This window comes from uncultured Kluyvera sp. (assembly GCF_902485085.1).
In the GTDB taxonomy this organism is placed as follows: domain Bacteria; phylum Pseudomonadota; class Gammaproteobacteria; order Enterobacterales; family Enterobacteriaceae; genus Kluyvera; species Kluyvera ascorbata.
Genome location: NZ_CABTJS010000132.1, coordinates 22,993 through 44,739, shown reverse-complemented (window position 1 = coordinate 44,739; position 21,747 = coordinate 22,993). Strand labels below are relative to the sequence as shown.

The following is a 21,747-nucleotide window of genomic DNA, read 5'->3' as shown; positions in this document are numbered from 1 at the left end:
CTGCGATCGAATAGGTCCGAATCCAATGCCATGATATTCAGTGTGATCGTTTTTTGAAAATTCGCGTAGAAAAAAGAGGGTAGTACTGGGCGGAAGGGATATTCCACGTTGGCCGGATAAGCGAAGCGCCATCCAGCGGCGTACCGCTTTCACTGAGCAGCGCCCAAAAAAAACGGCCCCCGAAGGAGCCGTTTAGCACGTATCTCAGAAATCTTACGCCGCAGGGCGAGTAATCACGCTACGTGTTTCCATGCGCACTTCAGCGATGGTCACATCAATCACATCAGTGACCTTGTAAACCACTTCGCCTTTGATCTGCACGGTACCACTTTCCTGGCTACACACCATCTCATCACGCACAGCGTGCAGGAACGGTGCCGGGATAAAGGCAACTGCGCCGTTATCCACCAGACGCACGCGCATACCGCCGCGGCTAACGTCAATAATCTCCGCCGCAAAGCGCGTGTCTTTACCCGCCTGCGGGCTCAGATAACGCGCATACAGCCAGTCAGCAACGTCGCGTTCCGCCATACGGTTCAGACGACGGCGTTCGGCCATCTGCACGGTCACATCATCCTGAGGACGCGGCGCGCTTTCGCCTTTGATAATCGCTTTCAGCAGGCGATGGTTCACCATGTCACCGTATTTACGGATCGGTGAGGTCCAGGTTGCGTACGCCTCCAGACCTAAGCCGAAGTGTGGACCCGGCTCAATGCTGATTTCAGCGAATGACTGGAAGCGACGAATACGGCTATCGAGGAAACCAGAAGGCTGAGCGTCGAGCTCGCGGCGCAGCTTGCAGAAACCTTCCAGGGTCAGCACTTCAACCGGATCGACGTGAACGTCGTGGGTTTTCAGCAGCGCAGCCAGCGCTTCGGTATTGTCAGGAGCAAAGCCGGTGTGGACGTTATAAATACCAAAGCCCAGTTTGTCGCGCAGCACGCGAGCGGCGCAGATGTTTGCCGCAATCATTGACTCTTCAACGATACGGTTAGCAATGCGGCGCGGCTCTGCGACGATATCCAGCACTTCGCCTTTCTCACCCAGCACAAAGCGGTAGTCAGGACGGTCTTTGAACACCAGCGCGTGGGTTTTACGCCATTCGCTGCGAACCTGGCAAACGCGTTGCAGCAGGGTAATCTGACGCGCGATAGCATCGCTCTGCGGTTTCCAGTCGCCGGTATTTTCCAGCCAGTTGGAAACGTCGTCATAAACCAGTTTGGCTTTTGATTCGATGTTAGCGGCGAAGAACTCAATGTTGTCTTCGATGGTGCCGTCGGCCGCCAGCGTCATGCGGCAAGCCAGTACCGGGCGAACCACTTCCGCGCGCAGCGAGCAGAGGTCGTCGGACAGCTCGCGCGGTAGCATCGGAATGTTGAAGCCCGGCAGATAGTTGGTGAAGGCGCGAATTTTCGCGGCATCGTCCAGCTTGCTGCCTTCAACGATCCATGCGGTCGGGTCGGCAATCGCGACGGTCAGCAGCAGCTTGCCGTCAGCGGCTTCTTCCACAAACAGCGCATCGTCCATATCTTCGGTGCTGGCGCTGTCGATGGTAACGAAGTCGAGGGCCGTCAGGTCGCGACGCTCCAGACCTTCGTCCTGCATTTCGGTGGCCACGCCGTTTGGCGCTTCTTTTTCCAGGTTATGACGGGCGAGCGTTACCCACCACGGCACAAAGTGGTCGTCACCAAAGGTGATGAATTTGGTCAGCTCGGCGTAGAAACTACGATCGCCTTTCAGCGGATGACGGCGCATTTCAGCAACGGCCCAGTCACCCTCTTTGAAATCGTGTGTGACACCGCGGTCAGCGCGGCATGGAATGGCATCTTTTAACAGAGGATGATCGGGAACGATAGACAGTCTGTCATCCTTGCGGTGCACTTTCCCGACAAAACGCGTCAGGAACGGCTCAACCAGTTCTTCCGGTTCGGCGCTCTCTTTCTCTTTTTCGGAGTGAATGACCGCGATAATACGGTCGCCGTGCATCACTTTTTTCATCTGCGGCGGCGGAATAAAATAGCTTTTCTGCGCGTCGACCTCGAGGAAACCGAAACCTTTATCCGTGGCTTTTACGACCCCTTCCGCACGCGGCGTCTGGGAGTGAAGTTGCTGTTTTAGCTGCGCGAGCAGCGGGTTGTCCTGAAGCATATTGATCTATTTTCGTGGCCAAAAGAGCGGCTGACATTTTTACGCGAATCTATAGGTTGCAGCAAGCGCTCTTTCACCCTTTTACGCAACTTGTTGTGCGCTACTCAGTGCTATTCGCAGGCGGTTTAGCCAGCCGCAGAGTGCGCTCCAGGCAAGCAGTGTGATGGCATCCGGAACGGAAAGTCCCTGCTCGGCAAGGGGCGTTAGCTGCGCGGCGCTAAAACGGTCCGGTGCGCGGGTCAAAAGCTGGGTTGCCTGGGCGACAGCGCGCTCGCAGGGATGGTGGTGACTCCAGGCCTGAATGGCGCGTTCACCATTACGCACCGCGTCCGGCAAGCCGTTCGCGCCTTGCCATTGACCGCTGTAATAGTGAAAACAGCTGGCGCTGCCGTTGATGCGGGCAGGGATCAGCGATGCCAGCGGCTGTAGCGGGTGCGCGAAGGTGAGGGCGTCGATAAGCTCACCCAATCCCTCCAGCAGGGTCTCCTCGGCTATTAGCGCGTCTGCCAGCGAGGTTAGCTCGGGTACATGCTGCCAGCGTGCCAGCACGTCACCCTGCGTCGTATTGGCCTGATGCGGTACGGTGCTGACAAAGTCGGTATGCCACGGCGCGCTTTCACTCTGGAAGCGATCCGCATCGGCATCTTCCTGTACCGGCATGCCGGGGATCCAGCGAACCGGGAAACCGAGCTGGGCCTGGAAAATAGCGATAACGCGTGCCTGGAAACCGACGAAGCCGACCACCTGATTAATCAGAATAATATCGTGCGCGGTAAGCCCCACCTCATCCAGTTGCTGGCGCTCGCGCGGGGTGATCACCGACGGTGAGCTGGCGAGCTGCCGGGCATACTGGGTAATTTGCGCCAGCCGGTGGTTGCTCTCGCGCGATGAATCTGGCCCCGGCAGCGGCGCTAAACGCGCGGCGTAGTGATTGCACAGCCGCTGCACGCCGGTGACCTGCGCGACGGTGAGTGCGGTGCTCAGACGGTCGTAGGCGCTGAAGGTGCGCAGGCGGTTAACGGTGACCGCATCCGGGAATAACGTTTGGGCAAAGGTGCGGGCGAGGTGTAACCAGCGCTGATTGGCGCTGTAGAGGGCGTCGGGTAACGAGAGATCCAGTAAAAAACGGTCGTCAACGTGTGCGGCTTCAGGAACCAGCGGCATCACGTCGCTGTGTTGGGCTCTCGACTGGGTTTCGTGATACCAGTGGCTTTTGCCGTAAACGCGGCGTGGCTCCATGGATATTCCTTGATCTATAGGTGGCGAGCCGGCGGGTATTGAGAAGGTGTTGCCGGATCGTTATAGGTAAATATCCTGGCGCATGCGTGACGAGGGAGAAAATATTGTTCGGTGATAATTAATAACTGGCTGGAATAACAGAGGCGTAAGAAGGGAAAAATCGTAGCCCGGCCGAACGCAGTGACGCCGGGGAAAACCCCGGAGTCGGCGTAAACGCCTCGTCCGGGCTACGGGTCTACAGTTCCAGTTCGTTCATCGCGGCAATGCTGAAACCGCCATCAACATGAACGACTTCTCCGGTGATCCCGGCGGAAAGGTTCGAGCACAGGAAGGCGGCGGAATTACCCACGTCTTCGATAGTCACGGTGCGACGAATCGGCGTGACCGCTTCGCAGTGCGCCAACATTTTTCGGAAATCCTTGATGCCGGAGGCGGCAAGCGTACGAATCGGGCCTGCAGAAATCGCATTCACGCGTACGCCTTCCGGGCCCATGGCGTTCGCCATATAGCGCACGTTAGCTTCAAGAGAGGCTTTTGCCAGACCCATCACGTTGTAGTTCGGGATTGCACGCTCCGCGCCCAGGTAAGAGAGGGTCAGCAGGGCAGAACCGGGGTTTAGCATGCTGCGGCAGGCTTTTGCCATCGCCACAAAGCTGTAGGCGCTGATGTCGTGGGCGATTTTAAAACCTTCGCGGGTCACCGCGTTGACGTAATCCCCGTCCAGTTGATCCGCCGGGGCAAAACCGATGGAGTGGACGAAACCGTCAAACGTCGGCCAGACTTTTGCCAGCTCGCTGAACAGGGACTCAATGCTTGTATCTTCCGCTACGTCGCACGGCAGGACGATGCTGGAATCTAGCGAAGCGGCGAACTCTTCCACGCGACTTTTCAATTTGTCGTTCTGGTAGGTAAAGGCCAGCTCGGCCCCTTCGCGCTGCATCGCCTGAGCGATACCATAGGCGATGGAAAGCTTGCTCGCCACGCCCGTAATCAGAATACGTTTACCGGAAAGAAAACCCATCGTGTTCATCCTTCTATTCAGTGTTAGCGGTCTTTACGCCAGGCGTCTGCGGTCAACGCCTCGCCGAAGTGGCCCGCAATCAGACGTTTGGTTAAATCGTGCAGCGGGGAGGCCAGCACGTCGGCGGTACTGCCGCGCTCGACCACTTCGCCCTGGTGCATCACCAGCACCTGGTCGCTGATGTGCTTCATCATCCCCAAATGCTGGGTCACGTAGATATAAGAGATCCCCTGTTTCTCCTGCAGCTCCAGCATCAGGTTCACCAGCTGCGAACGCATCGACATATCCAGCGAGGCCAGCGCTTCGTCGCAGATAATCACCTTTGGGCGCAGGATCAGCGCGCGGGCCAGACCCAAACGCTGTTTTTGCCCCGGTGCCAGCATGTGCGGGTAGTAGCTGACGTGGTCCGGCAGCAGGCCGACCAGGCGTAGGGTGTCGATAATTTGTTTGCGGCGCGCTTCTGGCTCGAGATCGGTATTAAGACGCAGCGGGAAATCGAGGATCTGCGAAATACGCTGACGCGGGTTCAGCGAGGTGCTCGGATCCTGGAAGATCATGCGGATACGCTGGCTGCGGAACGAGTAGTCACCGAACTCCAGCGGATGATCGTCAATCAGCAGCTCGCCGGTGGTCGGTTCCACCATGCCCGCCAGCATTTTCGCCAGCGTGGATTTACCGGAACCGTTCTCGCCAATAATCGCCAGCGTCTGCTTTTCGCGCAGGGTAAAGCTCAGCGGCTTCACCGCCTGCAGCGTCTGACGATGGAACCATCCGGTACGATAGCGAAAGGTCTTACTCAGATTGCGTACTTCAAGCAAGGTTTCGACCATTTCACTCTTTCTCCATGTTCAGCGGGAAATGACAGGCGAACAGGTGGTTCTTCGCACCCGTCAGGCGCGGGGTTTCAATACATTTACGCTGGGCGTAAGGGCAGCGTGGCCCCAGACGACAGCCCATCGGCAATTGTTCCAGCAGCGGGATCGCGCCAGAGAGCGTATTCAGGCGGCTTTTATGCGGCATCGAACGGCCAAAGTCTGGAATCGCGCGGATCAACGCCTGGGTATACGGATGATGTGGAATAGTCACCAGCTCTTCGCTCGGTGCGCTTTCCACCGTCTGCCCGCAGTACATGACGTTAATTTTATCCGCCCAGTGGGTCAGCATCTGCAAATCATGGGAGATAAGCAAAATGGTGGTGTTGTTGTTCTGGTTAAGGCCGGTCAGCAGGCGGAAGATCTGCGCCTGAGTGGTCGGCTCCATGGCGTTGGTCGGCTCATCGGCAATCAGCAGACGCGGCTGATTGGCCAACGCGATGGCAATCATCACTTTCTGACATTCCCCTTCGGTGAGTTCATAGGGGAAGCTGCGCATCGCGTCTTTATGATCTTTGATCCCCACGCGGTGCAGCAGTTCGATGGCGCGGCGCTTACGCCAGCCCAGTCGTTGCCACCAGTGGCCTTTGAAGGTCCAGCCGGGGATGTTCTGCATCAGCTGTTCGCCAATGCGCTCGGAGGGGTCAAGACAGGACTGCGGCTCCTGGAAAATCATCGATACGTTGTGGCCGACCAGCTTGCGGCGTTCGCGGTTAGACAAGCGCAGCAGGTCGATATCATCAAAGCGCATACGGTCTGCGGTCACGCGCCAGTTGTCTTTGGTGACGCCGCAAATGGCTTTGGCAATAAGGCTTTTGCCTGAACCGGATTCGCCAACCAGGCCGCGAATTTCACCCTCGGCCATGGTCATACTGACGCGGTCAACGGCCTTCACCCAGCCTTCGTTGGTCTTAAATTCAATGGTTAAATTGCGAATATCAAGTAACGGCATTATTCCACCCCCGCATTGATGGCGCGGCGAATACCGTCGCCCAGCAGGTTAACCAGCAGCACGCTTATCATAATGGCCGCACCCGGCAGCATTACCGTCCACGGTGCGACGTAGATAAGTTCCAGCGCATCGCCCAGCATCGCTCCCCATTCTGGCGAAGGCAGTTGAGCGCCCAGGTCAAGGAAGCCCAGCGCGGCGATATCCAGAATGGCCATCGACAGCGCACGGGTAATCTCAGTTACAAGGCCCGCGGCGATGTTTGGTAAAATCGCAAACCACAGAATGTTCAGTGTAGAAGCGCCGTCGAGGCGGGCGGCAATCACGTAATCACGCTCCAGCTCATCGTGAACCATGCTGTAAATCGAGCGTACCATACGCGGCAGCAGCGCCAGCCAGACGGCAAACATCGCATGCGACAGATGCGGGCCAGCAAAAGCCACCACGATAATCGCCAGCAGCAGCGATGGAATGGAGAGCAGGGTGTCGAGAATATGGTTCAGCATGGCTGAACGCAGCCCGTGGGTCGACCCGGCGAAAGCACCGAGCAGCAGGCCAAACGCGGTTGCTCCCAGCGTTACCACAAAGGCACCACCAACGGTAGGTGCCGCGCCGCTCAACAGACGGCTTAACACATCACGGCCCAGATCGTCGGTGCCGAGGAAGAACGACACTTCGCCGTAGCGCGACCATGATGGCGGCAGCAGTTGGTAGCCGAGGAACTGCTGGTCGATACCGTAGGGGGCAAACCAGCCGCCGAACACGCACAGCAGCACCAGCCCGATACAGCCGTAAAAGCCAATCATCGCGGTGGTATCGCCGTAGAACTTACGCCAGACGGTGCGCAGGGCACCCGGCGGGCGCTTCTCGAGATAGACGCTATCGTAAGGCATACCATTCCTTATGTTTCAGCGGGTTAGCCATAGCACCCAAAATATCGGAGATCACGTTGACGATGATAACCAGCGCGCCAATCACCATGACCCCGGCGGAAATCGCCGCGTAGTCCTGCTGGCGGATGGCGTTAATCATCCAGCGCCCCAGGCCCGGCCAGCTAAAGACCATTTCGGTGATCATCGCCAGCGTCAGCATGGTGGAAAATTGCAGCCCCAGACGCGGGATAACCGGCGGCAGGGCGTTATGGAGTACGTGGCGACGCAGAATGGTCAGACGCGAAACCCCGCGGGTTGCCGCCGCTTTCACGTAGTTGGTGTCGTACACCGCGATGGTGCTGATACGCATCAGACGCACCACTTCGGTGGTGGGCGCTACCGCCAGCGTGAGCACCGGCAGCACCATATGGCGCAGGGCGCTGATGATCATCTCATGTCGCCACGGCGAGTCGGAAAGCCAGGCATCAATCAGCGCGAATCCGGTGACGTTTTTCACTTCGTACAGCAGGTCAAAGCGCCCGGAAACCGGCAGCCAGCCCAGCGTCAGCGAGAAGAAGAGGGTCAGCAGCAGTGCCAGCCAGAAAACCGGAATAGAGAAGCCCAGCAGCGCAAAGAAGCTGATGACTTTATCCTGCCACTTGTTGCGGGTGATTCCCGCCAGCATGCCGATAGGAATACCCACCAGCAGGGCGAAGCCAAACGCCAGAATGCACAGTTCCATGGTCGCCGGAAACACCTGGCGAAGCTGCTCGGAAATCGGCTGGCCGTTGATGCTGGAGACGCCAAAGTCCCAGTGCATGACGCTTTCAAACCAGAATACCCAGGCGTTCCACAGCGAGGCACCTTGCAGCGGCGCGTGCGGCGTAAAATAGCTCAGGCTGAAGCCGACGAAGGTCAGGAAAAAGAGCGTAACCAGCAGCAGCAACAGGCGACGAAGCGTGAAAATAATCATGGTTTCTGCACCTTCTCTTCTTTTTCCCGCGACACGCCAGCAAACGAGGCGTTACCAAACGGACTCAGCACCAGGCCTTTCATATCGTAACGGTAGGCCTGCAGACGCAGCGAAGAAGCCAACGGCAGCACCGGCAGTTCGCGCGCGAGGATCTGTTGGGCTTCATCATAGGCATCAATGCGCGACGCAAGCTGTTGGGAGTCCAGCGCCCGGCGCAGTACGCTGTCAAACTCACGGTTACACCAGTGGGACAGGTTGGTCTGCGAGTTGATAGCCGCGCAGCTCAACAGCGGACGGAAGAAACTGTCCGGGTCATTACTGTCGGTGGCCCAGCCGGAGAGCGTCAGGTCGTGGTTCATGTCCATCAGCCGCGCTTCCTGGAAGCGACCTTCAACCGGCACGATCACCACCTTGACGCCAATCTGAGCCATATCTGCCTGAATCAGCTCAGCGGTTTTCAGCGGGCTCGGGTTCCAGGCCTGTGAACTGGTTGGCACCCACAGATGCAGGGTCAACTTCTGGAGACCCAGAGCCTCAAGGCGTCGGCGCGCTTCCTTCGGGTTGTATTCGGTAATCTTAGCTTCGTTATCGTAAGCCCAGGAGGCACGCGGCAAAATTGAGGCTGCCGTTTCCGCTGTACCGTAGTAGATGGACTGCATCAGACGCTGGTTGTTGATGGCGAGCGACAGGGCGTGACGCACTTCAGGGTTATTCAGCGGCGGTTTGTCGGTATTAAACGCCAGGTACGCGATGTTCATCCCCGGGCGCAGCGTCAAACGCAGGCGCGGATCGTCGCGCAGAATGGTCAACTGGCTGGCGGCAGGCCAGGCCAGCACGTCGCATTCGCCGGTCAGCAACTTGGATAAACGTCCGGTTCCGCCGGAGCCTAAATCCACGACCACCTGCGGCATCAGCGGCGTACCGCGCCAGAATTTCGGGTGACGCTGTAAGCGGATGAACTGACCCGCCTGGTATTCATCAAGCTGGAAAGGCCCGGTACCGACCGGCTGGCGGTCGAGCAGCTCCTGGTGATCCTGTTTGGTGAGCTTGTTAGCGTACTCGGCGGACATGACGGACGCATAGTGGGTCGCCAGATGCCACAGGAATGACGCATCCGGACGGGTTAGGCGGAACTCCACGGTGCGGTTATCGAGCTTACGCACGCTCTGCACGCTATCGGCAAATTGTAGGCTGTCGAAGTAAGGGAAAGCGCCGCCGTTGACGTTATGCCACGGATGGTTGCGGTCGAAAATGCGCTCAAAGGTAAACACAACATCGTCGGCGTTCAGCGCACGCGTCGGCGTAAACCAGCGGGTGGTCTGGAACTGCACATTGTTGCGCAGATGGAAACGGTAGGTCGCGCCGTTGTCCAGTACCTCCCAGCTTTCGGCAAGCTCAGGGACCAGGCGATAGGTGTATGGGTCAACGTCCAGCAGACGATCGTAAAGTTGAGCCGCCAGCGTGTCGACGATAAGCCCGCTGCTCGCCTTTTGCGGGTTGAAGGTGTTGACCTGCCCGCTGACACAGTAGACAAATCCGCTGTCGCGAATATCGGCGCGAGGGGAATCGAGCGGTTGCGGTGCGGCAATCGCCTGGCCGCAAAGTAGCCCCAACGCGGCGAGGAAGGATGACAAATTCAGGCGCATAGTTTCGTTATATTTTCGATTGTTCTGCAAAGTGTATCGCACTTACGGCTACCAGGTACAAATCTCTACGTGCAACTGCTTTAAAAGTCATCAAATCAGTGGGGTTAACTCATATAACACCAGCGCATTGCTCTCCAGCGCCTCAACCACCTGCCAATTTTCTTCTACGTTTTCTTCACGAACGCTGAGCGCCGGCCGGGTTTTGTGGACAAGCCAGGTCCAGGTCTCTTCATCCGGGCCGCTGCTGCTGTCGATAGCATCAAGGTAGGGAAAGAGCGCGCCGTTCAACTGATCGAACAGGTGTCGTTTGATTTTCCATTTGCCGTGTAATGGCTGAAGCGCGACCGGATACTGCTGACGAAAACGCTGAATAAACGCCTCTTCGCTTGAGAGCCACGGGTTAAATACTACCGGGTTACGTAGCAGCAGCTGATAGCGCCCGTGGTGATGCAGCAGCAGGATGTTTTTATCGTTGACCAGCACATCACCCCGTAAACGGTGCCACAGCCAGAGTACCCAGAAAATAGGCCGGGGAAGCCCATGATGGTAGTACAGCGCCAGGCTTGAGGTATCAAACGTGCCGTTGCTGCGCGCTTCACCCTGCTGACTAGAATTGAGCCAGAAACCGGTGAGCTGCACCTGTTCGGCGAGGCCAAGCAGGTTGTTCATCAACAGTGCGCCACGGAAGAACTCGCCGTTAGTGCGTCTGGTTGACCCGGTCAGAGTGTTCCACGACAGCAGCCATAAAGGTAACGCAAGGTGATGTTGTCGCAGGGCGCGCTGAATCTGGCGCACTTTCTCAACCGGATAGCTTTCGGCAGCGGAAAGCCGGGGGCCGTCAAAAGACTGCTGCTGGAAACGCTCATTGGCGTTTGCCGAACAGGCGAGAAAATCGGCCTCTTTTAACAACGGCGAAGTGATAATGGCATCATCAACGATGCCGTCTTCGGCCATGGTAAAACGGTGCCAGATTCCAAGTAACGAGTCAGGCGATAACGCTCGGATGGCCGCTTTCTGCTGCGCCCAGACCTCCTTGCTTGCCTGCGGCGACCAGTGCCAGACGAACTGCCAGCTGGCAAGCGTCGACGGTGGAAAATGCTGGGCGGCGAGGGATAAAAACTGGCGCAGCAGATCCGGACGGGTGGTCAGGCTGGTATGCAACAGTACGCGCCAGCCCATACGAGACAGAAATGTGAAGACCTGCTGTAGGTTGTACCAGCAGGCATAGCCCACCATTTGCGGATCGTCCCAGCCATCGCTGAACAGACGGCTGCTGAGAAACGGCTCGTTAATATCAATGCCGGCGATGGGTATTTGCACATGCAGCGCCAGCAGCGACTGGCGAACGTCGTCGCGCAGTAAATCATCCAGTTCGCGAAGCGTAATAATTATTTCGCTACGGCGCAGTGGCACACGGCGTGCGGGCAGCGTATTCAACGCAATCTGTCGAGGCTGTGAGTGGTGCTGGAGCGGTGGCGGGTTATCCCACGCTGCCGTGCTTGTATGATTAAGCAGGGCATAGAGCGTTTCCGCGGCAACCGGCAGTGTGCGGTCCGGCAGGATTTCTCGCGGGCGGCTGCGGCTTTGGGGCGTTGTCTGTTGGCGAAACTGACGGGGCGTCATGCCGTGGCGACGCTTAAACAGGTCGCTCATCACTCGGGCGCTGGCAAAGCCCTGTTGTTGAGCAATGCGCTGGACCGGCAGGGCGGTTGTCAGCAGCAGCTCGGCGGATTTCTCCAGGCGCAGTGCGGTAATGAACTGCATAAAACTGACGCCCACTTCTTTATGAAACAGGCGAGAGAGCCAGGCTTCGGACACCCGCTCGGCGCGCGCAATTTCAGCAAGTGACAGTCGTTGGGTGTACTGCGATTCAATTCGGGCCACCACCTGGCGAATACGATGGCTCCAGGCCGCTTCGCTGTGTGGCGTGCTGGATTGGCGCGGCTGTTGGAAATGGGTGGCCAGCAGTTGGGCAATTTCGCAAAGCCAGCGGTTGGCTTCCAGCCGTGAGTGCGTTTCATGGTTGGTGAGATGGGTGATGAGCAACTGGCGCATCAGTGAACAAAGTCGGGCTTCATGTGTCAGCGAGGCATGCGGCTGGGCGGTTATCTGGTAATCAAAACCGAAAAAATGGGCATCCATCCGCGTCAGCCAGTTAGCGGCAACGGTCAGCGTCATCAGCGTATTGGGTTGTTCGCTGACAAGGCTCCACCGTTGATTGGGATTGACGATAGCGAGCGCCCCGTCCAGCAGGCGACGAGTGCCATTGCTGGTCTCCAGCGTCACATCGCCCTGAAGCACCCACAGCAGGGCGAGTGCAGGCTGCTCCTCGTGAGTCTGATGACGGACATCCTGAACGACCACGGAAAAGTCACTGATTTGCTGCGTCGGCATCCCATTCTCCTGAGACAAAAAATAACGGTATCTTTTTTGTCATAACTAAACCGTATGAAAAATAGTCATTTCATTTTCCGTCAATATAAAACAAAAACCTGCATTTTAAAGCCTCACTGGCGGCATAAACTCGACGTTATCACTGTGGAGCCATAAAGGGATAACAAAAATGACACATCCTATTGTTGAAGCATTGCAGGTCCGTGAGGCGGAGTTTATTGCGCTACGCCACCGCTTTCATCAGCAGCCTGAGATAGGTTTTCAGGAGCATAAAACCAGCGCCGAGGTGGCGAAACTGTTGACTGGATGGGGCTATGAGGTGGACTACGGCCTCGGCGGCACCGGCGTGGTGGGAACCTTAAAAGTGGGCAACGGCAACGCCACGCTAGGTCTTCGCGCAGACATGGATGCGCTGCCGATGCAGGAGCGCAGCGGTAAGCCATGGGCCAGTGAAACCGACGGCAGTTTCCACGGCTGTGGTCACGATGGCCACACCACCATGCTGCTTTATGCGGCCGAATATCTGGCGCGCACCCGCTCGTTCAACGGCACGCTGCACCTGATTTTCCAGCCGGCGGAAGAGTTGCTCTACGGCGGTCGCGTGATGCTGGAAGACGGTCTGTTCACCAAATTCCCCTGCGACCGTATTTTCGGTCTGCACAATATGCCGGGGCAGAAACTCGGCAAGATTGGCCTGCGCGACGGGGCGATGATGGCGTCGTCCGACACCTTGCATATTGATGTACAGGGCGTCGGCGGTCACGGCGCGGTGCCGGAACATACCGTCGATGCTACCGTGGTGGCTTGCCATATCACGCTGGCACTGCAAACGATCGTGTCGCGAAATATCAGCCCGTTCGACCCGGTGGTGGTCACCGTGGGCAGCATTCAGGCAGGACATGCGCCAAACATTATCAACGATAAAGTGCAGATGAAGCTGACGGTGCGCACCTTGAATGAGTCGGTGCGTAAAACCGTGCTGCAGCGCATCCACGATATTGCGGTATCGCAGGCGGAGAGTTTCAACGCCACGGCGACGCTGACGCACGTCAACGGCAGCCCGGTGCTGCGCAACGACCCGCAGGCGAATCAGATGGTGCGCGAGGTGGCCACTTCGCTGTTTGGCGAAGCCTCTATCGCCACGGTTAACCCGTTTATGGGCAGTGAAGATTTCGCCTTTATGCTCGAACAGAACCCCAACGGTGCCTATTTCACCATTGGGGCGGGCGACGAGCCGGATCGCTGCATGGTGCACAACCCGGGCTATGACTTTAACGACAATATCCTGCTGACGGGGGCGGCGCTGTGGTGCGGCCTGACGGAACACTACCTGCGTACATAAGTGACGCGCAACCTGAGGGCGAGCCATGAGTACTGTTTCGTTGACTGAAACGCAGTATGTCGGCACCGACCGACTGCTGGCGGGTATAGTTTTAAGTGTTTTGACCTTCTGGTTGTTTGCCCAGTCGGTGATAAACGTCGTTCCGGTGGTGAAAAGCAGTATCGATATCTCACTGGAGACGCTCACCCTCGCGGTCAGCCTCAGCGCGCTGTTCAGCGGCTGTTTTGTCGTCGCCAGCGGCGGTCTGGCAGATAAGTTTGGCCGGGTGCGTCTGACGCTGATTGGCCTGGCGCTCAGTATAGCCGGCAGCGCGCTGCTGGTGGTGTCTCAAGGGCCGGTGCTGTTTCTCATCGGTCGCGTGATTCAGGGGCTTTCTGCCGCCTGCATCATGCCAGCGACGCTGGCGCTGATTAAAACCTGGTATGAAGGGCGGGCGCGGCAGCGCGCGGTGAGCTTTTGGGTGATTGGTTCCTGGGGCGGTAGCGGCTTGTGCTCCTTTGTCGGCGGGGCGATTGCCACCGGGCTAGGCTGGCGCTGGATTTTCGTTTTCTCCATCGTTGCCGCCGTGACTGCGTTTTTGCTGATTCGCGGCACGCCGGAAAGTAAAAGCGCCACCGCCGAGCAGCACAAGCTAGACGTGAGCGGGCTGCTGAGTCTGGTGGCAGGTCTGGTGCTGTTTAACCTGTTTATCGCCAAAGGGCACCACTGGGGCTGGACCAGCAGCCTGTCGCTGTCGATGCTGGTAGGCGCCGTGCTAGCGATGGTTTGGTTTATCCGCAGCGGTCTGCGCAAAAAGGAGGCGGCACTCATCGATTTTGCGTTGTTTAACAACCGTTCCTACAGCGCGGCGGTGCTGTCTAACCTGATGCTCAACGGCGCGATTGGCACCATGATGATCACCAGCATCTGGCTGCAACAGGGGCGGCATCTTAGCCCGCTGCAGACAGGGATGATGACGCTCGGCTATCTGGTGACCGTACTGCTGATGATTCGGGTGGGGGAAAAACTACTTCAACGTTACGGTGCCAGATTACCGATGATGGGCGGTCCGGCAATCGCCATGGTGGGGATTTTCCTGATTTCCTGCACCTTCCTGGAAACCTGGACCTATATTGTCACCGTCTTTTTCAGCAATGTGTTATTTGGATTAGGGTTGGGCTGTTACGCCACGCCGTCGACTGACACCGCCGTCACCAGTGCGCCGGAGAATAAAGTGGGCGTGGCTTCCGGAATCTACAAAATGGGCAGCTCGCTCGGCGGGGCGTTTGGGCTGGCGATGACCGCCTCGCTGTATGCGTTGTTTTTGCCGCACGGGATGGCAAAGGCGGCACAGTATGCGCTGTGGTTTAACTGCTTGCTGTGTCTGGGGGCGATAGCGGTCAGCGCGGTGATGTTACCGCGCCACCGTCAAAGCTGATGCTTTTTCAACAACGCGCGCAGCTGGTGGTAGGTTAACCCCAGCAGCTCGGCGGCCTGTTTTTGGTTGAATCGGGCCTGTTGCAGACTTTGTTGCAACAGGCCTTTTTCTTGTTCTAATTGGAACTGGCGCAGATCCAGCGGAAGCGATGGACCGACTTTCTCCCCCGCGGGCTCCGCGTGAACCGCTGGTTGGCGGCGGAACGGGTCGATAATAATATCGTCCAGCGGCTCCTCGATGGAGCTGTGCCGATAGACCGAACGCTCAACCACGTTTTTCAACTCACGGATATTCCCCGGCCAGCGGTAGTGCAGCAGCGTTTCGCGGGCGCGTTCGGTAAATCCTGGGAACAGCGGCAGACCGAGTTCTCGACACATTTGAATGGCGAAGTGCTCGGCCATCAGCATAATGTCGCTCTGACGCTCACGTAGCGACGGCAGCAGCACTACGTCAAAGGCCAGCCGGTCGAGCAGGTCGGCGCGGAAGGTGCCTTCCTCTACCAACTGCGGCAAATCTGCATTGGTGGCGCACACCAGCCGCACGTTCACCTGCAACGGCTGGCTGCCGCCAACGCGCTCCAGCTCGCCGTATTCAATCACCCGCAGCAACTTTTCCTGCACCAGCATCGGCGCAGTGGCCAGCTCATCGAGGAACAGCGTACCGCCGTCGGCGCGTTCGAACCGCCCTGGGTGACGCTTTTGTGCGCCGGTAAACGCGCCGGCTTCGTGACCGAACAGCTCGGAATCCAGCAGGTTTTCGTTTAGCGCCGCGCAGTTAAGCGAAATAAACGGCCCCTGCCAGCAGGAGGAGAGGTAGTGCAGGCGGTTGGCGATAAGCTCCTTGCCCGTTCCGCGCTCGCCGATAATCAGCACCGGCTTGTTCAGTGGTGCCAGCCGGGACACCTGCTCCAGCACTTCAATAAAGCGGTTTGCTTCACCGAGAAGGGTATCTTTGTTATCTGCCATGATGAAATTCGCCACATGTTGGTGTAATTCGCCATTTCACTGTAGGCGTTTAGCGGCTGAATTTCAATCACCTCTTTTATAATCAATAAGATAAAAAGTTGGCACGGAAGTTGTAATAGTCATTACGCAGGGCTCAGCCCGATACACAGAACTAAGAGGATTGAACAATGGGTATTTTTTCTCGTTTTGCCGACATCGTGAACGCCAACATCAACTCGCTGCTGGAAAAAGCGGAAGACCCGCAGAAGCTGGTTCGTTTGATGATCCAGGAGATGGAAGACACCCTGGTAGAAGTGCGCTCCACCTCTGCCCGTGCGCTGGCAGAAAAGAAAGACCTGTCTCGACGCGTGGAACGTGCGCAGGCGCAGCAGGTTGAATGGCAGGAGAAGGCCGAACTGGCGCTGCGCAAGGAGAAAGACGATCTGGCGCGTGCGGCGCTGATTGAAAAGCAGAAGCTGACCGACGTTATCAGCACGCTGGAGCATGAAGTGACGCTGGTGGATGAAACCCTGGCGCGTATGAAAAAAGAGATCGGTGAGCTAGAGAACAAACTCAGCGAAACCCGCGCTCGTCAGCAGTCTCTGGCACTGCGTCATCAGGCGGCGAATTCATCCCGCGATGTGCGTCGCCAGCTGGACAGCGGTAAACTGGATGAAGCGATGGCTCGCTTTGAATCCTTTGAACGCCGCATCGACCATATGGAAGCGGAAGCCGAAAGCCATCGTTTTGGCAAGCAGCCGTCGCTGGACCAGCAGTTTGCTGAACTGAAAGCGGATGACGAAATCAGCGAGCAGCTGGCGGCGCTGAAAGCCAAAATGAAGCAGGACAACGAATAATAATTCCGGCGGCACTGACCGTGCCGCCGCTCATAATATATAAGGAGTTTCTATGAGCGCGCTTTTCCTCGGCATTCCCCTGACGTTGTTTGTGCTGTTTGTTTTGCCGATTTGGCTGTGGCTTCACTATAGCAATCGCTCCCGCTCCGGCGAGCTTTCGCAGGGCGAGCAGCAGCGGCTGATGCAGTTGACCGATGACGCGAAACGGATGCGCGAGCGTATTCAGGCGCTGGAAGCCATTCTGGATGCAGAACATCCAAACTGGAGGGACAAATAATGGCGCTGGATCTTAACAAAAAGCTGTGGCGTATCCCGCAGCGAGGCATGGTGAAAGGGGTCTGTGCTGGCATTGCCGAGTACCTCGACGTGCCGGTGAAGCTGATTCGTATTATTACCGTGCTGGCGATGCTGTTTGGCCTGTTTTTCTTTGTCGTCGTCGCCTACGTGATTTTGACCTTCGCCCTCGACCCGATGCCGGAAGGGGCGATGAACAACCCGCATCAACCTTCCAGCCGCGACCTGCTGGATGCGGTAGATGCTGAATTAGCCGCTGGCGAACAGCGACTGCGCGAGATGGAACGCTACGTGACATCTGATACCTTTACCCTGCGCAGCCGGTTCCGTCAGCTCTGAGTAAGAGGTTACTGATGAATAATAAATGGCAGCGGGCAGGCCAGAAGGTGAAGCCCGGTTTGAAAATCGTCGGCAAGCTGGCGCTGTTGACGGCGCTACGCTACGGCCCGGCGGGCGTAGCGGGTTGGGCGGTGAAATCCGTTGCCCGCCGTCCGCTGAAGATGATTCTGGCGGTGGCGCTGGAACCGCTGCTGTCCCGCCTCGCCAAACGTTATTTTCCCATGGCAAAATAGGGCTATCGGCGTAGCGAGGAGTGTTTGATAAGCAATGAAGCGACTTAAAAATGAATTCAATGCGCTGGTCAACCGTGGCGTTGACCGGCATCTTCGTCTTGCCGTTACCGGCCTTAGCCGCAGCGGCAAGACCGCTTTTATCACCGGCCTGGTGAATCAGCTACTCAATATTCATACCGGCGCGCGCCTGCCGCTGCTGAGTGCGGTGCGCGAAGAGCGCCTGCTTGGCGTTAAGCGCATACCCCAGCGCGACCTCGGTATCCCGCGTTTCACCTACGACGAAGGGCTAGCGCAGCTCTACGGCCAGCCGCCATCCTGGCCGACGCCGACGCGTGGGGTGAGCGAAATCCGCCTGGCGCTGCGCTACAAATCCAATGATTCGCTGCTGCGCCATTTTAAAGAGACCTCCACGCTCTATCTGGAGATTGTCGACTATCCCGGCGAGTGGTTGCTCGACTTACCGATGCTTAACCAGGATTACCTGGGTTGGTCGCGCCAGATGACCGGGCTGCTGACCGGCCAGCGCGCTGAGTGGTCGGCAAAATGGCGACAGCTCTGTGAAGGGCTCGACCCGTTCGCGCCTGCTGACGAAAACCGGCTGGCGGAAATCGCCCAGGCGTGGACCGACTATCTGCACCAGTGCAAGCAGGAAGGACTGCACTTTATTCAGCCGGGCCGCTTCGTGCTGCCGGGCGACCTTGCCGGTGCTCCGGCTTTACAGTTTTTCCCGTGGCCGGACGTCGACGCCATCGGTGAGTCGAAGCTCGCGCAGGCGGACAAACACAGCAACGCTGGAATGCTGCGCGAACGCTTCCACTACTACTGCGAAAAGGTGGTGAAGGGGTTCTACCGCGATCACTTCCTGCGCTTCGACCGCCAGATTGTGCTGGTCGACTGCCTACAGCCGCTCAACAGCGGCCCCCAGGCGTTTAACGATATGCGCCTGGCGCTGACGCAGCTGATGCACAGCTTCCATTACGGGCAGCGCACGCTGTTTCGCCGCCTGTTTTCGCCGGTTATCGACAAGCTGCTGTTTGCCGCTACCAAAGCGGATCATGTCACTGTCGATCAGCACGGCAATATGGTGTCGCTGTTGCAACAGCTGATCCAGGATGCCTGGCAGAACGCGGCCTTTGAAGGCATTACTATGGATTGCCTGGGGCTGGCCTCGGTGCAGGCGACACAAAGCGGGTTGATTGAGGTCAACGGCGAGAAGATCCCGGCGCTGCGCGGTCATCGCTTAAGCGACGGTCAGCCGCTCACCGTTTACCCCGGCGAAGTCCCGGCGCGCCTTCCCGGACAGGCGTTCTGGGATAAACAAGGTTTTCAGTTTGAGGCCTTCCGCCCGCAAGCCATGGATGTTGACCAGCCGCTGCCGCATATCCGTCTGGATGCCGCGCTGGAGTTTTTGATTGGAGATAAGCTGCGATGAACGACGCCTATAAACCACGAATCGATTTTGATGGCCCACTAGAGGACGCCAAAGCGGAGCAGTTTAAAACCACGCAGGCGTTTGATGACGCGACGGCGGAGAAATTCGCGCCGGTGGCGCTCGACGAATCACCAGAGCAGGAAGGACAAGTAGAAGCCACTCTTGATGCGGCGCTGCGCCCGAAACGCAGCCTGTGGCGCAAAATGGTCACCGCAGGGCTCGGCCTGTTTGGCATCAGCGTGGTCGCTCAGGGCGTACAGTGGACGATGACCGCCTGGCAAACCAACGACTGGGCGGCGCTCGGTGGTTGTGCCGCCGGGGCACTAATCGTCGGCGCGGGTGTTGGTTCAGTGGTTACCGAATGGCGCCGACTCTGGCGCTTGCGCCAGCGCGCGGAAGAACGCGATGAAGCGCGCACGTTAATGCACAGCCACAGCGTGGGCAAAGGGCGTGCGTTCTGTGAAGGGTTAGCGCGTCAGGCGGGGCTTGATCAGTCGCACCCGGCGCTACAGCGCTGGTACGCCGCTATTCACGAAACTCAGAGCGATCGCGAAGTGGTCAGCCTGTATGCCCATCTGGTCCAGCCGGTGCTGGATGCTCAGGCGCGTCGCGAAATCAGCCGCTCGGCGGCGGAGTCGACGCTGATGATAGCCGTCAGTCCGCTGGCGCTGGTGGACATGGGCTTTATCGCCTGGCGTAACCTGCGGCTGATCAACCGCATCGCGAATCTCTACGGCATTGAACTGGGTTACTACAGCCGCCTGCGTCTGTTCCGCCTGGTGCTTATCAACATCGCCTTCGCCGGGGCCAGCGAACTGGTGCGGGAAATCGGCATGGACTGGATGTCGCAGGATCTGGCCGCTCGCCTGTCGACCCGCGCAGCGCAGGGGATTGGTGCTGGGTTGCTGACTGCACGTCTTGGGATCAAGGCAATGGAACTTTGTCGACCGCTGCCGTGGATCGACAACGACAAGCCTCGCCTCGGTGACTTCCGCCGTGAACTAATCGGGCAACTGAAAGCGACGGTTCAGAAAGGAAAATCGGCGGCGCAACGGGATAGTTGACAAGATAAAATATGGTTATGCAAAAATTGTATAACCTATTTCTATACTTAACTTTACTGAAAGTGACAAGCAGCGCTACTTTAGCTGAATCGTCCACAACACGTTCATTTTCAGGAAGTCACGATGACCAAAAAACTGCTGCCGTTACTCGTGCTGACCGCGCTGTCAGCCTCCGCTTATGCCGCTACGCCACCGAACACCCTGGTCGTGGCTCAGGGCCTGGACGATATTGTTAGTCTGGACCCGGCGGAGGCCAACGAGCTCTCCAGCATCCAGACGGTGCCGAGCCTGTACCAGCGTCTGGTTCAGCCTGACCGTAACGATCCGGCAAAAATTACCCCGATTCTGGCGGAAAGCTGGCAGGCCGATGCGGCAGCGAAAACGCTGACCATCAAGCTAAAAAGCGATGCTAAATTTGCTTCCGGCAACCCGCTGCGCCCGGAAGATGTGATCTTCTCCTACACCCGTGCCGTCACCCTTAACAAATCCCCGGCGTTTATCCTTAACGTCCTCGGCTGGGAGCCTGGCAACATTGCCAGCCAACTGAAGAAAATCGACGACCATACGCTACAGCTAAGCTGGACCGCTGACGTTAGCCCGTCGGTGGCGCTGAATATTCTCTCTACCCCAATTGCCTCGATTGTTGATGAGAAGCTGGTGGCGGCCAACGTGAAGGGCAACGACTTCGGCAATGAGTGGCTGAAAATGCACTCGGCGGGCAGCGGCGCGTTCAAAATGCGCGTCTACCAACCGCATCAGGCTATCGTGCTGGAAGCCAACGACACCTCGCCAACCGGCGCGCCGAAGCTGAAAAGCGTGATCATTAAAAACGTGCCGGATCCGGCCTCCCGCCGCTTGCTTATCCAGCAGGGTGACGCCGACGTGGCGCGCGACCTTGGTGCCGATCAGATTGACGCGCTGCAGGGTAAACCAGGCTTACGGGTGTTAAGCATTCCGTCCGCCGAGCAAAACTACGTGGTGTTCAACACCGCGAACACCGCCAATCCGCTGCTGGCGAACCCCGCGTTCTGGGAAGCGGCACGCTGGTTGGTTGACTACAACGGTATCACCAAAGACCTGCTGAAAGGGCAATACTTTGTGCATCAGAGCTTCCTGCCGGTCGGGTTCCCGGGCGCGCTGGATAATACGCCGTTCAAATTTGACCCTGCCAAAGCCAAAGAAATTCTGGCGAAAGCGGGCATCAAAGACGCCCACTTTACCCTCGACGTGGAGAACAAACCGCCGTTTATCACCATCGCGCAGTCGATGCAGGCAAGCTTTGCTCAGGGCGGCGTGAAGGTGGATCTGCTGCCGGCGGCGGGCAGCCAGGTTTATGCTCGCGTGCGTGCTAAGCAGCATCAGGCGGCGATTCGTCTGTGGATCCCGGACTACTTTGACGCGCACTCTAACGCCAGCGCTTTTGCCTTTAACGACGGCAAATCCAGCACCGTGGCGGGGCTGAACGGCTGGAAAATCCCAGAGCTAAATAAAGCGACGCTGGCGGCGGTTGCCGAGCCGGATGTGGCGAAGCGCCTCGACCTGTACAAAAAAATGCAGGAAGAGCTGCAACGCAGTTCGCCGTATGTCTTTATCGATCAGGGCAAAACGCAGATTGTGGTTCGCGATAACGTGAAAGGCTACCAGCAAGGGCTTAACGCCGATATGGTCTGGTATGACCGCGTAACGAAATAGACCGTTTGATAAACATGGC

19 protein-coding genes are annotated in these 21,747 nt (G+C 57.7%); 9 read left to right on the top strand and 10 right to left on the bottom strand.

Features of this window, described 5'->3' with window-relative positions; all coding sequences use genetic code 11:
- Positions 1-213: 213 nt before the first annotated feature.
- The 9 genes from RDN66_RS16060 to RDN66_RS16020 all read right to left on the bottom strand — a co-directional run bounded on the left by RDN66_RS16060 (position 214) and on the right by RDN66_RS16020 (position 12,114).
- Complete coding sequence (locus tag RDN66_RS16060; RefSeq protein WP_308538012.1) at positions 214-2,148, bottom strand: exoribonuclease II; 1,935 nt, start codon at positions 2,146-2,148, stop codon at positions 214-216.
- Between the two features lie 81 nt (positions 2,149-2,229).
- Entirely contained in the window at positions 2,230-3,387 is a 1,158-nt protein-coding gene (locus RDN66_RS16055) for a carboxymuconolactone decarboxylase family protein (protein WP_202215855.1), read from the bottom strand.
- 235 nt (positions 3,388-3,622) lie between these two features.
- Positions 3,623-4,408, bottom strand: coding sequence for an enoyl-ACP reductase FabI (gene fabI, locus RDN66_RS16050; RefSeq protein WP_035896319.1), 786 nt, complete (start codon positions 4,406-4,408; stop codon positions 3,623-3,625).
- A 23-nt stretch (positions 4,409-4,431) separates the two neighbouring features.
- The gene (gene sapF, locus RDN66_RS16045; RefSeq protein ID WP_035896320.1) at positions 4,432-5,238 is read right to left on the bottom strand and encodes a putrescine export ABC transporter ATP-binding protein SapF; all 807 of its coding nucleotides are present in this window, start codon (positions 5,236-5,238) and stop codon (positions 4,432-4,434) included.
- A gap of 1 nt (position 5,239) precedes the next feature.
- Entirely contained in the window at positions 5,240-6,232 is a 993-nt protein-coding gene (sapD, locus tag RDN66_RS16040; RefSeq protein WP_035896321.1) for a putrescine export ABC transporter ATP-binding protein SapD, read from the bottom strand.
- Positions 6,232-7,122, bottom strand: coding sequence for a putrescine export ABC transporter permease SapC (gene sapC, locus RDN66_RS16035; protein ID WP_035896322.1), 891 nt, complete (start codon positions 7,120-7,122; stop codon positions 6,232-6,234). The genes sapD and sapC overlap by 1 nt, the downstream gene beginning before the upstream one ends.
- Positions 7,109-8,074 carry a putrescine export ABC transporter permease SapB gene (sapB, locus tag RDN66_RS16030; RefSeq protein ID WP_035896323.1) on the bottom strand — a complete coding sequence of 322 codons (966 nt, stop codon included), beginning with the start codon at positions 8,072-8,074 and terminating at the stop codon, positions 7,109-7,111. Before sapB ends, sapC begins: the two co-directional genes overlap by 14 nt.
- Complete coding sequence (gene sapA, locus RDN66_RS16025) at positions 8,071-9,720, bottom strand: ABC transporter substrate-binding protein SapA (RefSeq protein ID WP_115074734.1); 1,650 nt, start codon at positions 9,718-9,720, stop codon at positions 8,071-8,073. The genes sapB and sapA overlap by 4 nt, the downstream gene beginning before the upstream one ends.
- 90 nt (positions 9,721-9,810) lie before the next feature.
- Entirely contained in the window at positions 9,811-12,114 is a 2,304-nt protein-coding gene (locus tag RDN66_RS16020; RefSeq protein WP_202215854.1) for a helix-turn-helix domain-containing protein, read from the bottom strand.
- 169 nt (positions 12,115-12,283) lie between these two features.
- Between RDN66_RS16020 and RDN66_RS16015 the strand changes: the two genes are divergently transcribed.
- Positions 12,284-13,456 carry a M20 aminoacylase family protein gene (locus RDN66_RS16015; protein WP_202215853.1) on the top strand — a complete coding sequence of 391 codons (1,173 nt, stop codon included), beginning with the start codon at positions 12,284-12,286 and terminating at the stop codon, positions 13,454-13,456.
- Between the two features lie 25 nt (positions 13,457-13,481).
- Positions 13,482-14,873, top strand: a complete 1,392-nt coding sequence (locus RDN66_RS16010; protein WP_202215852.1) for an MFS transporter — start codon at positions 13,482-13,484, stop codon at positions 14,871-14,873.
- Here the strand turns inward: RDN66_RS16010 and pspF are convergent.
- Positions 14,864-15,838, bottom strand: coding sequence for a phage shock protein operon transcriptional activator (pspF, locus tag RDN66_RS16005; RefSeq protein WP_035894067.1), 975 nt, complete (start codon positions 15,836-15,838; stop codon positions 14,864-14,866). The genes RDN66_RS16010 and pspF overlap by 10 nt on opposite strands.
- Before the next feature lie 167 nt (positions 15,839-16,005).
- Between pspF and pspA the strand changes: the two genes are divergently transcribed.
- From pspA to RDN66_RS15970, 7 genes are all read left to right on the top strand, one after another.
- A complete protein-coding gene (pspA, locus tag RDN66_RS16000; RefSeq protein WP_123650505.1) occupies positions 16,006-16,674 on the top strand; it encodes a phage shock protein PspA in 669 nt (222 codons plus the stop codon).
- Between the two features lie 52 nt (positions 16,675-16,726).
- Positions 16,727-16,951 (top strand): envelope stress response membrane protein PspB, encoded by a 225-nt coding sequence (gene pspB, locus RDN66_RS15995; protein ID WP_035894063.1) that lies wholly within the window; start codon positions 16,727-16,729, stop codon positions 16,949-16,951.
- Positions 16,948-17,307: an envelope stress response membrane protein PspC gene (pspC, locus tag RDN66_RS15990; RefSeq protein ID WP_123650504.1), complete on the top strand. Its 360-nt coding sequence runs from the start codon at positions 16,948-16,950 to the stop codon at positions 17,305-17,307. The genes pspB and pspC overlap by 4 nt, the downstream gene beginning before the upstream one ends.
- A gap of 14 nt (positions 17,308-17,321) precedes the next feature.
- On the top strand, positions 17,322-17,540 hold the full coding sequence (pspD, locus tag RDN66_RS15985) for a phage shock protein PspD (protein WP_123650503.1): 219 nt from the start codon (positions 17,322-17,324) through the stop codon (positions 17,538-17,540).
- 34 nt (positions 17,541-17,574) lie between these two features.
- The gene (locus tag RDN66_RS15980; RefSeq protein WP_035894057.1) at positions 17,575-18,972 is read left to right on the top strand and encodes a YcjX family protein; all 1,398 of its coding nucleotides are present in this window, start codon (positions 17,575-17,577) and stop codon (positions 18,970-18,972) included.
- Positions 18,969-20,036 (top strand): YcjF family protein, encoded by a 1,068-nt coding sequence (locus RDN66_RS15975; RefSeq protein ID WP_202215850.1) that lies wholly within the window; start codon positions 18,969-18,971, stop codon positions 20,034-20,036. The genes RDN66_RS15980 and RDN66_RS15975 overlap by 4 nt, the downstream gene beginning before the upstream one ends.
- A 123-nt stretch (positions 20,037-20,159) precedes the next feature.
- Positions 20,160-21,728: an ABC transporter substrate-binding protein gene (locus tag RDN66_RS15970; protein WP_202215849.1), complete on the top strand. Its 1,569-nt coding sequence runs from the start codon at positions 20,160-20,162 to the stop codon at positions 21,726-21,728.
- The last annotated feature ends 19 nt before the right edge of the window (positions 21,729-21,747 follow it).

Excerpts from the sequence above, each read along its gene's own strand:
- RDN66_RS16060 (WP_308538012.1), bottom strand. The coding sequence starts at position 2,148 with ATGCTTCAGGACAACCCGCTGCTCGCGCAGCTAAAACAGCAACTTCAC.
- RDN66_RS16055 (WP_202215855.1), bottom strand. The coding sequence starts at position 3,387 with ATGGAGCCACGCCGCGTTTACGGCAAAAGCCACTGGTATCACGAAACC.
- fabI (WP_035896319.1), bottom strand. The coding sequence starts at position 4,408 with ATGGGTTTTCTTTCCGGTAAACGTATTCTGATTACGGGCGTGGCGAGC.
- sapF (WP_035896320.1), bottom strand. The coding sequence starts at position 5,238 with ATGGTCGAAACCTTGCTTGAAGTACGCAATCTGAGTAAGACCTTTCGC.
- sapD (WP_035896321.1), bottom strand. The coding sequence starts at position 6,232 with ATGCCGTTACTTGATATTCGCAATTTAACCATTGAATTTAAGACCAAC.
- sapC (WP_035896322.1), bottom strand. The coding sequence starts at position 7,122 with ATGCCTTACGATAGCGTCTATCTCGAGAAGCGCCCGCCGGGTGCCCTG.
- sapB (WP_035896323.1), bottom strand. The coding sequence starts at position 8,074 with ATGATTATTTTCACGCTTCGTCGCCTGTTGCTGCTGCTGGTTACGCTC.
- sapA (WP_115074734.1), bottom strand. The coding sequence starts at position 9,720 with ATGCGCCTGAATTTGTCATCCTTCCTCGCCGCGTTGGGGCTACTTTGC.
- RDN66_RS16020 (WP_202215854.1), bottom strand. The coding sequence starts at position 12,114 with ATGCCGACGCAGCAAATCAGTGACTTTTCCGTGGTCGTTCAGGATGTC.
- RDN66_RS16015 (WP_202215853.1), top strand. The coding sequence starts at position 12,284 with ATGACACATCCTATTGTTGAAGCATTGCAGGTCCGTGAGGCGGAGTTT.
- RDN66_RS16010 (WP_202215852.1), top strand. The coding sequence starts at position 13,482 with ATGAGTACTGTTTCGTTGACTGAAACGCAGTATGTCGGCACCGACCGA.
- pspF (WP_035894067.1), bottom strand. The coding sequence starts at position 15,838 with ATGGCAGATAACAAAGATACCCTTCTCGGTGAAGCAAACCGCTTTATT.
- pspA (WP_123650505.1), top strand. The coding sequence starts at position 16,006 with ATGGGTATTTTTTCTCGTTTTGCCGACATCGTGAACGCCAACATCAAC.
- pspB (WP_035894063.1), top strand. The coding sequence starts at position 16,727 with ATGAGCGCGCTTTTCCTCGGCATTCCCCTGACGTTGTTTGTGCTGTTT.
- pspD (WP_123650503.1), top strand. The coding sequence starts at position 17,322 with ATGAATAATAAATGGCAGCGGGCAGGCCAGAAGGTGAAGCCCGGTTTG.
- RDN66_RS15980 (WP_035894057.1), top strand. The coding sequence starts at position 17,575 with ATGAAGCGACTTAAAAATGAATTCAATGCGCTGGTCAACCGTGGCGTT.
- RDN66_RS15975 (WP_202215850.1), top strand. The coding sequence starts at position 18,969 with ATGAACGACGCCTATAAACCACGAATCGATTTTGATGGCCCACTAGAG.
- RDN66_RS15970 (WP_202215849.1), top strand. The coding sequence starts at position 20,160 with ATGACCAAAAAACTGCTGCCGTTACTCGTGCTGACCGCGCTGTCAGCC.